Source organism: Pseudonocardia humida (genome assembly GCF_023898865.1).
In the GTDB taxonomy this organism is placed as follows: Bacteria; Actinomycetota; Actinomycetes; order Mycobacteriales; family Pseudonocardiaceae; genus Pseudonocardia; species Pseudonocardia humida.
Window position 1 is genome coordinate 153,491 of record NZ_JAGSOV010000010.1, and the last position, 8,453, is coordinate 161,943.

Below are 8,453 nucleotides of genomic sequence, written 5' to 3' on the forward strand. Positions count from 1 at the left end.
GCCGACGCCCACCGGCGGCGGGTGCTCCACCCGGGGTACCGGACCGCAAGGGGCTTGCCAGGGCACTTACCCTCGTGGGATGACGCACAGCCGCATCCCGGCGCTCGCGTTCGCCGCCGACGTCGTCGCGGTGATCGTCTTCGCGGCAGTGGGCCGGGCAAGCCACGCCGAGCCGGGCGACGTACTGGGCCTGCTCGCCACGATGGCGCCGTTCGTGGTCGGTCTGGTGGCGTCCTGGGCGACCCCGGTCGTGCGGGCCCGCCCGGCCGGGTTGCGCGCAGGCGCCGCCGTGCTCGCCGGCACGGTCGTGATCGGCCTGCTGCTGCGGTTCGCGTTCACCGAGCGGCTGCCGCTGAGCTTCGCCGTGGTCGCCACCCTCTCGCTGGGCGTGCTGCTCATCGGCTGGCGGGCGCTGTCGGTGGCGGTGGCCCACCGGGCCCGCCTGCGCGTGCGCTGAGCCGCCCGCGCCGCTCGGCCCCGCCGGAGCCCTCCGGTCCCCGACCTACACTGGCGCCATGCCCGCCCGCACCCTGCTCACGCCCGGCACGGTATCGCCGATCCGCCCCGTCCCCGCGCACATCCCGCGCCCGGAGTACGTCGGCAAGAAGGGCCCCACCCGCAGCACCGAGCCGTGGGTGCAGACCCCCGAGGTGATCGAGGCCATGCGGGTGGCCGGGCGGATCGCCGCGCGGGCGCTGGCCGCGGGCGGCGAGGCCGTCGCGCCCGGCGTCACCACCGACGAGGTCGACCGCGTGGTCCACGAGTTCCTCGTCGAGCACGACGCCTACCCCTCGACGCTGGGCTACAAGGGCTTCCCCAAGTCCTGCTGCACCAGCCTCAACGAGGTCATCTGCCACGGCATCCCCGACTCCACGGTCATCCGCGACGGCGACATCGTCAACATCGACGTGACCGCCTACATCGGCGGGGTGCACGGCGACACCAACGGCACCTTCCTGGCCGGCGCGGTCTCCGAGGAGGACCGGCTGCTCGTCGAGCGCACCCGCGAGGCCACCGCCCGGGCGATCAAGGCGGTGCGCCCGGGGCGCGAGCTCAACGTCGTCGGGCGGGTCATCGAGTCCTACGCCCGCCGCTTCGGCTACGGCGTGGTGCGCGACTTCACCGGCCACGGCATCGGGCGCAGCTTCCACAGCGGCCTCGTGGTGCTGCACTACGACGAACCGAGCGTGCAGACGGTGCTCGAAGCGGGCATGACCTTCACCATCGAGCCGATGATCACCCTCGGCACGATCGACTACGACATCTGGGACGACGGCTGGACGGTGGTCACCAAGGACCGCGCCCGCACGGCCCAGTTCGAGCACACGGTGCTGGTCACCGCGGACGGTGCGGAGATCCTCACCCTGCCCTGAACCCGGTTCTCACCGGCGCCCGCGCTCCGTACCGTCCGTGCCATGGGCAACGTCTACGACCGCATCGACACCGACCTGGCGCACTGGATCGAGGCGCAGCCGCTCTTCTTCGTGGCGACCGCGCCGCTCGCGGCCGACGGTCTGGTCAACCTCTCGCCCAAGGGCACGTCGGGGACGTTCCGCGTGCTCGACGAGCACACCTTCGCCTACCTCGACATCATCGCCAGCGGCATCGAGACCGTCGCCCACCTGCGGGAGAACGGCCGCGTGTGCGTGATGCTGTGCGCCTTCGACGGCAAGCCCAACGTCGTGCGCCTGCACGGCACCGGGCGCGTGGTGCTCGCCGACGACCCCGCGTTCGACGACGCCATCGCCCCGTTCGGTGCCGCCGCCCAGGAGCGCCGTGCCTACCTGCGCGGGGTGGTCGTCGTGGACGTGAGCAGGGTGTCGGACTCCTGCGGCTACGCCGTGCCGAAGATGGCGCTGGTCGGCGAGCGGGAGACCCTGGACGCCACCTGGCGCAGTCGCGACGCCGAGCGCATCGCCCGCTACAAGGTCGAGCGCAACGCCACCAGCCTCGACGGGCTGCCTGGTCTGCCGGTCACCGAGCCGGCCTGACGGGTCAGGCCGGTCCGCCGAGGATGTCGCTCAGCCGGCGCAGGGTGGCGCGGATCGAGGCCAGGTTGCGCGCCGGGGCGCCCCACTTCTCCAGCGCCCACGGCGAGAGCGACGGTCCCCAGTCGAACGACTCGGTGATCCGCGTGCCGCCGGGGACCGGCTCCAACCGGTAGCACCACACGTGCCGGCCGAAGTGCCGCCACGCGATCCGGCTGCCCTCCTCGAACTCGACGACGGTGTTGCGGATGCGGTAGGGCAGGCCCCAGTGCATCGCCATGCCGAACCGGGCGCCGGGGCCGAGCCGGGGCGGGCCGGCGACCGCCGTGCGCACGGTCCCGGAGCCGTCGAACTCGCGGTGCCGGCGCGGATCGGCCAGCAGCTCGAAGACCTCGGCCGGGGCCGCCGCCACCACGGTCGACGCCGACACCTCGCGGTCGCTCACGCCGGCGCCCCGTGCCTTCGCACGATCTCCAGTGTTTCGTCGACGGTGTCGCCGGGTCTCATCGGGTCTCCTGGTGGTGGGGGTGGGCCGGCGCGGTCGCCCACGGCGAACCGGTCACCGGATCATCCTGTCGGGTCGGCGGCCGCCGCGCGCGGCGTCGGTCGGCGCGGCCCGCAGGCCGGCGGGGATGGCCGGCGCAGCGCGTCCGCGATCACCGGGTCGAGGGGTTCGACGCCGGTCACGCCGAGCACGAACCGGCGCACCAGTCCGTGCCATTCCCCGGCCCGGGCGAGCATGAAGTGGCCGGCGCCGTGCACGTCGAAGCGGGCGACCCGGTCGGTGACCCGCTTGGCCCGGACCGCGTAGTCGAAGGAGGCCGCCGGACTGGTCCAGCGCTCCCGGTCGCCGTGCGCGATCAGCACGGTGCGCCCGGCGAGCTGCTCGACCGGGTCCGACCCGTCCAGCCAGGGGGCCAGCGCGCACACCGCCACCACCGGGTCGGCCCCGGCGGCGGCCAGCGCGGCCCGCCCGCCCATCGAGTGGCCCAGCAGCACCACCGGCACCCCCGGGTGCCGGGCGGCCACGGCGTCCACACCGGCCGCGGCGTCGCGGGCGGCGTCACGGGCCGGCCCGTTCCACCCCCGGTAGCGGTAGCGCAGCACGTGGACGGCCGGCCCGCGGCGGGCGAGCGAGCGGGCGAAGGGCAGCATCCGCCAGTACGACAGCCGCCGGCGCTCGCCGCTCTCGTGGCTGCGCGAGCGCCCGCCGTGCAGCACCAGCACGGCCGCCGGAGGCGCGGCCGGGACGGCGCCCACCGGCTCGATCCGCGGCAGGGGGCCGGCGGCTGGGCGTGCGGACACGGCTACCTCGCAAGCGGGACGGGACGGTGCCTTCGAGGTGTTCCACAAGGCGGCCGCGCGCGGCCGGGTTCTGCGATCGACATCACATCCGGGCTCTACCGGCGGGACCCGCCGCGATCGTTCCTCGCCATCACCGGCAGCGGACTGGAATGATCGAGGGAACCGGGTCGCACGTCCGGGGCACGGGGATCGGCACGATCGGGTGGCCGGTCGCCCGCGGCGACGGTCCACCCGGCACCATCGGGGTGGCAGCACGCGAGCGAGGAGGGTGCGGATGCCGGCGGACACGCCGCTGACGGTCGGGCAGAAGCTGCGGCTGAGCTTCACCCGCCGCCGGCGCGGCACCGGGTTCTGGTACGGCCTGGCCATCGCGCTGCTGTGGCCGCCGACCGTCTACGGGCCGCGGCTGTCCTGGCGGGGCGGCGAGCACATCCCGCGCGAGGGCGGGGCGCTGCTGGTGGCCAACCACGTGTCGTTCGCCGACCCGATCTACGAGGTCGCCTTCGCCGTCTCGCACGGGCGCGTGCCGCGGTTCCTGGCCAAGTCGGAGCTGTGGGGGATCCCCGGGGTCCGCTGGGTCATGCGGGGCGGGGGCCACGTCCCGGTGGACCGCACGTCGATGCGCGCAGGCGACGCCGCCATGCGGGAGCTGACCGAGGCGGTCAAGCGCGGTGAGGTCGTCGTCTTCTACCCCGAGGGCACCTACACCGGCGACCCGGACGGCTGGCCCATGAAGGGCAAGAACGGCATCGGCCGGATCGCGCTGGTCACCGGGGCGCCGGTGATCCCGGTGGCCAACTGGGGCACCCAGGACCTGCTGCCCCCGAACAAGGGCCTGCGGCCCTTCCCGCGCAAGCGGGTCCACGTGGTGGCCGGTCCGCCGGTCGACCTGTCGGCCTGGCTGGGCGGCCCACGCACCCGCAAGGCGCTCGACGGCGCCACCGCGGCGATCATGGCCGACGTCACCGCGCTGGTCGCCGAGATCCGCGGGCAGACCCCGCCCGCCGTCCCGTTCGACCCGGAGGCGCCCGACGCGCCACCGCTCCCGACCGACCCCGTCGTGCCGGCCGCACCGGTGGCCGCCGGGGAGCCGGTCGACCCGCAAGCCCCCCGCGCGGCAGGCTGAGCCCGCCGATCGGGGACGGTGCGTTCCGCCCGCCGGGGAAGCGGGCTCCCCCGCCGGGGGGGGGGGGGGGGCCCCCCCCCCGGGGGGGCGGGCCCCCCCCCCACCACCACGTCGTGACGAGCGCGACCGGACGCGCGCGGAGCCCGTCAGAGGTCGCGCCCGGGCGGCCCCGACCCGGGCCGCTCGGCGCCCTCCAGGTCGAGCCCGAGCAGCGCGTTCTCCACCACCTCGGGGAGCGCCGGGTGGATCCAGTACTGCCCGGTCGCCATCTCCCGCGCGCCCAGCCCGAACGACATGGCCTGGATCAGCGGCTGGATCACCGACGAGGCGTGCGGGCCCATCAGGTGCGCCCCCAGCAGCCGCCCGGTGCTCCGCTCGGCGATCACCTTGCAGAAGCCGGTGCGGTCCTCCAGCGCCCAGCCGTAGGCGATGTCGGCGTACTCCTGGACCTTGACCGAGTAGTCCAGGCCCTCCTCGCGGCAGGCCTGCTCGGTGCGCCCGACGGCGGCGATCTGCGGCTGGGTGAACACCGCCGCCGGCACGAACCGGTGGTCGGTGCGCCGGGGCGCGTCGGGGTGCAGCAGGTTGTGCGCGACGACCTTGGCCTCGTGGTTGGCCACGTGCTTGAGCTGGTGGGGCGAGCTGACGTCGCCGAGGGCGAAGATCCCCTCCACCGGGGTGCGCTGCAGGTCGTCGACGACGATGCGGCCGTCGTCGTGGGTGGGGACGCCGGCCTTCTCCAGGTCGAGGCGGTCGCCGTTGGGCCGTCGGCCGGTCGCGACCAGCAGCACGTCGCCGCGGACGGTGGCGCCGCCCGCCAGCTCGACGACCACGTCGCCGGGCCCGCCGCGGACGCCGACGACGTCGGCGTCGAGGTGCAGGTCCCAGCGCCGGCGGGCGAGCGTGGTGAACCGCTCGGTGACGGTCTCGTCGAGGTGGCGCAGCATCGCCCCGCCGCGCCCGATCACCGACACCGCGCTGCCGAGCGCGGAGAACACGTGCGCGAACTCGGCGGCGATGTAGCCGGCTCCGACGATCACCAGGTGCTCGGGCAGCGCGTCCATCCGCATCACCGTGTCGGAGGTCTCGAACGGCACCCCGGACGCCGCGATCGGCTCCGGGACGACCGGCCGCCCGCCCGCGGCGATGACGACGCGGTCCGCGCCCAGCGCCGTGGTGCCCGACCCGTCGGTCATGTCGACCTCGAGCTGGTGGGGCGCGGTGAAGCGGGCGTGGCCCTCGTAGAGGGTGACGTTGGGCACGCGGTGGAGCCGGTAGTCGCGCCCGGCGGCCGAGATCGGGTCGATCCGGTCGAAGACGCGGTCGCGCAGGTCGGTCCAGCGCACGCGGTCGAACGTGGCGTCGATGCCGAACCGGCCGGCCCGGCGGACGTGCTGGGCGACGTCGGCCGGGTGCACGTACATCTTGGTCGGGATGCACCCGACGTTCAGGCAGGTGCCGCCGAACACGCCGTGCTCGATGATCGCCACGTCGAGGTCGGCGAACCGGTCGTCGACGAACGAGTTGCCCGAGCCGCTGCCGATGACGACCAGATCGTGGTGCCGCACCCGACGAGGCTAACCCCGTGTCGCACGTCCCCCGCCGAGCGCGCCCGGGCGGTCAGCCGATCCGGCGGTCCGGCGGACCTTCTGGTAGGCAGAGCACATGAGCGAGGTACTGGCTGCAACGGTGCACCGGGCGTGGGCGGCCGACCTCGAGCCGCGCACCCTCTACGAGATCCTGCGGCTGCGCGTCGACGTCTTCGTCGTCGAGCAGGCCTGCCCCTACGACGAGCTCGACGGGCGCGATCTGGAGCCGGGGGCGCGGCACTTCTGGCTCGGCGGGCACGGCGAGCCGGAGCCCGTGCTGGGCTGCCTGCGGCTGCTCGACGAGCCCGGTGGCGAGCTGCGGATCGGGCGGCTGTGCTCGGCCCGGTCGGGCCGCGGCCGCGGCCTCGGGCGCCGGCTGATGGAGGCGGCGCTGGCCGAGGTGGGCGACCGCCCCTGCGTGCTCGACTCCCAGGAGCACCTGGCCGGCTTCTACCGCGGCTACGGCTTCGAGGTCACCGGCCCCGCCTACGACTGGGACGGCGTCTCGCACGTGCCGATGCGCCGCGGCCGGCGCTGACGGCCCGCCCCGGCACCACCCCATCCGTTCGCGGCGGACGACACCCCGCGCGAGGCGGGGCATCGTTGCGCCGGGTGCGCGATACTGGACGACGACCCGCCCGTTCGTCCGGTTCGGTCGTCGATCGCGCCCCGGAGGGCGGACCGGCACCGCGGGCCCGTTGAGGAGGCTGCACCGTGACCGAGGACCCGACGCGGGCCACCGCGCGTCCGGAGGTTCCCCGCTACGGGCGGGTGGGCCCGGTCGACCCGCGGGAGGACCCGGTCACCCAGCCGGCCATGCGCCCGGCCGACCCGTCCGCGTGGGACGGCTCCGCGTCGAACCCCCGCGGCCTCGACATGGGCGACGACCTCCTGCGCGACTCCGAGCGCCCGACGGTGCGCACCCCGCTGCCCGACCGCGACGCCCCCACCGCGGCCACGCCCAAGGGCGGGCCGGTGCCCGGCATATCGCACACCCGCACCAGCGGCCTGTGGACCGGCCTGATCCTGTCCGCGATCGTGCTGGTCCTGCTGCTGATCTTCATCCTGCAGAACAGCGCGCCGGTGCAGATCACGTTCCTCGGGCTGTCGGGCACGCTGCCCACCGGGGTGGCGCTGCTGTTCGCCGCCGTCGCCGGGCTGCTGCTGGTGGCGATCCCGGGCGGGCTGCGCATCCTGCAGCTGCGCCGGGCCGCCCGCCGCGGCGCGCGACGCACCGACTGACGTGCTGCGCATCGGAGGCAGCCCGCTGCCGGTCGTCGGGCGGGCCCGGATGTACGTCTGCGGGATCACCCCGTACGACACCACCCACCTCGGCCACGCGGCCACGTTCGTCTGGGCCGACGTGGCGGCCAGGGTGCTGCGCCACCTCGGGGTCGACGTCGAGGTCTGCCGCAACGTCACCGACGTCGACGACGTCCTGGACGCGGCGGCCGCCGAGCGCGGCGCCGAGCCCGACAGCTTCGCCGCCGTGCAGCAGTTCCGCTTCGACCGCGACATGACCGCGCTGGGCGTGCGCAAGCCGACCCACGAGCCGCGCGCCCACAACCACGTCGGCCAGGTGGTGACGCTGGCCGCGGCGCTGCTCGAGTCGGGTGCGGCCTACCTGCGCGGCGGCACGGTCTGGTTCCGCGGGCAGGGGGCGCCCGCCCGGTCCGGGATGAGCGCGCCCGCCGCGGCCGCGCTGGCCGCCGAGTTCGGGCAGGTGACCGACCACCCCGACGCCGAGCACCCCGCCGACGTCCCGATCTGGCGGGCCTCCCGGTTCGGCGAGGCGGCCTGGCCGAGCCCGTGGGGCGAGGGCAGGCCCGGGTGGCACGCCGAGTGCGCGGCCATGGCCCTGACGACCCTCGGTCCGGCGCTGGACCTGCACGTCGGCGGAGAGGACCTGCGGTTCCCGCACCACGCCTACGAGGCCGAGATGGCCGAGGCGGTGACCGGGGTGCGGCCCTTCGCCCGGGCGTGGATGCACGTGGGCGCGGTCCGGCTGGACGGCGCGCGGATGGCCAAGTCGACCGGGAACCTGGTGCTGGTCTCCGACGTGCTCGCCAAGCACGCGCCCGCGGCGCTGCGGCTGCTGCTGGTCGACCGCTCCTGGGCGCGGGGATGGGACTTCCACTCGCGCGACCTGGACGCGGCCGCTGAGCGCCTCGAGCGCCTCTACGCCGCCGCGGCGCGCGGTACCGGGTCGGGCGGGCGGGCCGCCACCGAGGCGGTCACCACGGCCCTGCTCGCCGACCTCGACGTGCCCACCGCCCTGGACGTGGCCGAGGAGGCGGGCGGCGACGCCGCCCGGCTGGCGCTCTCGGTGCTGAACCTGAGCTGAACCGGCCGCTCCGACGCGAACCGGCCCGGGCCCCCCGCGGGGGGGGGGGGGCGGGGGCGGGGGGGGGGGGGGGGGGGGGGGGGGGCGGGGGGGGGCGGGGG

At 75.7% G+C, this 8,453-nt stretch carries 10 protein-coding genes; 7 read left to right on the top strand and 3 right to left on the bottom strand.

Annotated elements, in window-relative coordinates; all coding sequences use genetic code 11:
* Positions 1-79 precede the first annotated feature (79 nt).
* Genes KDL28_RS05065 through KDL28_RS05075 form a run of 3 tightly spaced genes read left to right on the top strand, consistent with a single transcriptional unit; the run spans position 80 to position 1,991 of the window.
* On the top strand, positions 80-457 hold the full coding sequence (locus KDL28_RS05065) for a DUF3054 domain-containing protein (RefSeq protein ID WP_252436018.1): 378 nt from the start codon (positions 80-82) through the stop codon (positions 455-457).
* Between the two features lie 58 nt (positions 458-515).
* On the top strand, positions 516-1,373 hold the full coding sequence (gene map, locus KDL28_RS05070) for a type I methionyl aminopeptidase (RefSeq protein ID WP_252436019.1): 858 nt from the start codon (positions 516-518) through the stop codon (positions 1,371-1,373).
* 42 nt (positions 1,374-1,415) lie between these two features.
* Entirely contained in the window at positions 1,416-1,991 is a 576-nt protein-coding gene (locus KDL28_RS05075) for a pyridoxamine 5'-phosphate oxidase family protein (protein WP_252436020.1), read from the top strand.
* Between the two features lie 4 nt (positions 1,992-1,995).
* Here the strand turns inward: KDL28_RS05075 and KDL28_RS05080 are convergent, their stop codons facing one another.
* Both KDL28_RS05080 and KDL28_RS05085 read right to left on the bottom strand, forming a co-directional pair.
* Positions 1,996-2,433, bottom strand: a complete 438-nt coding sequence (locus KDL28_RS05080) for an SRPBCC family protein (RefSeq protein ID WP_252436021.1) — start codon at positions 2,431-2,433, stop codon at positions 1,996-1,998.
* Positions 2,434-2,555: 122 nt separating this feature from the next.
* Positions 2,556-3,293 (bottom strand): alpha/beta fold hydrolase, encoded by a 738-nt coding sequence (locus KDL28_RS05085; RefSeq protein ID WP_252436022.1) that lies wholly within the window; start codon positions 3,291-3,293, stop codon positions 2,556-2,558.
* 274 nt (positions 3,294-3,567) lie between these two features.
* Here KDL28_RS05085 and KDL28_RS05090 point away from each other — a divergent pair, with 274 nt between their 5' ends.
* Positions 3,568-4,419 carry a lysophospholipid acyltransferase family protein gene (locus KDL28_RS05090; RefSeq protein WP_252436023.1) on the top strand — a complete coding sequence of 284 codons (852 nt, stop codon included), beginning with the start codon at positions 3,568-3,570 and terminating at the stop codon, positions 4,417-4,419.
* 146 nt (positions 4,420-4,565) lie between these two features.
* On the opposite strand, the gene KDL28_RS05095 is transcribed toward KDL28_RS05090, so the two are convergent.
* Positions 4,566-5,987, bottom strand: a complete 1,422-nt coding sequence (locus KDL28_RS05095; protein ID WP_252436024.1) for a mycothione reductase — start codon at positions 5,985-5,987, stop codon at positions 4,566-4,568.
* Between the two features lie 97 nt (positions 5,988-6,084).
* On the opposite strand from KDL28_RS05095, the gene KDL28_RS05100 reads away from it, so the two are divergent.
* The 3 genes from KDL28_RS05100 to KDL28_RS05110 all read left to right on the top strand — a co-directional run bounded on the left by KDL28_RS05100 (position 6,085) and on the right by KDL28_RS05110 (position 8,352).
* On the top strand, positions 6,085-6,546 hold the full coding sequence (locus KDL28_RS05100) for a GNAT family N-acetyltransferase (protein WP_252436025.1): 462 nt from the start codon (positions 6,085-6,087) through the stop codon (positions 6,544-6,546).
* A 176-nt stretch (positions 6,547-6,722) separates the two neighbouring features.
* Positions 6,723-7,250: a LapA family protein gene (locus KDL28_RS05105; RefSeq protein WP_252436026.1), complete on the top strand. Its 528-nt coding sequence runs from the start codon at positions 6,723-6,725 to the stop codon at positions 7,248-7,250.
* Position 7,251: 1 nt separating this feature from the next.
* Positions 7,252-8,352 (top strand): class I tRNA ligase family protein, encoded by a 1,101-nt coding sequence (locus KDL28_RS05110; RefSeq protein WP_252436027.1) that lies wholly within the window; start codon positions 7,252-7,254, stop codon positions 8,350-8,352.
* Positions 8,353-8,453: the final 101 nt, after the last annotated feature.